This window comes from Sphingomonas sp. BAUL-RG-20F-R05-02 (genome assembly GCF_022662305.1).
In the GTDB taxonomy this organism is placed as follows: domain Bacteria; phylum Pseudomonadota; class Alphaproteobacteria; order Sphingomonadales; family Sphingomonadaceae; genus Sphingomonas.
In genome coordinates this window covers 1-540 of sequence record NZ_JAKNQH010000076.1, presented here as the reverse complement: position 1 = coordinate 540, position 540 = coordinate 1, and the positions used below count along the sequence as shown (strand labels likewise).

At 63.5% G+C, this 540-nt stretch carries 1 protein-coding gene; it reads left to right on the top strand.

The features are described 5' to 3' along the window. Positions 1-511, top strand: a 511-nt coding sequence (locus tag L8F97_RS22500; RefSeq protein ID WP_242154965.1) for a transposase, incomplete at its 5' end; no start/stop codon positions are given. Positions 512-540: the final 29 nt, after the last annotated feature.

Here is a 540-nt window from a genome sequence, read left to right as displayed (position 1 = left end):
TCGCTATGCCGCCCAGCAGGGTCATGCCGATGCGCACCAGGCCTGCCTCGCCCATCTCGCGCGTGATGTCGCCTATGCGCTCCAGAACAGCGAGGACTTCCTGCCGATGCGGCTCAAACTATGGCTGAACAAGGCGTTCGGGCTGGCGGAAGGCATCAGCCGTCTGGCGCCATCGACGATTGCCACAAGACGGCGCGCGCTCGAACGAACCATCGACGACATCATCACGACGCCTACGTCGTGCGAACTGACGATGAAGCTGCGAAACAGGTTCGCCCGCGCCAGGGAGCAGCTCCTTACCTTCGCATATTGGCCCGGCAAGGTCGAACCGACCAATAATGCCTGCGAGCGCGACCTTCGCCCCGCCGTCATCCAGCGCAAGATCACCAATGGCTACCGCGCCATGTGGGCTGCTCAGGGGGAAGCTGACATCAGGACCGTCGTCGCCACCGCGCGCCTTACCCCTGGGACCAACATCTTCGGTACCATCGCCGCTACCCTGGGCGCCTAAACCCCCTCAGACCGGGGGTGGGTAATTAC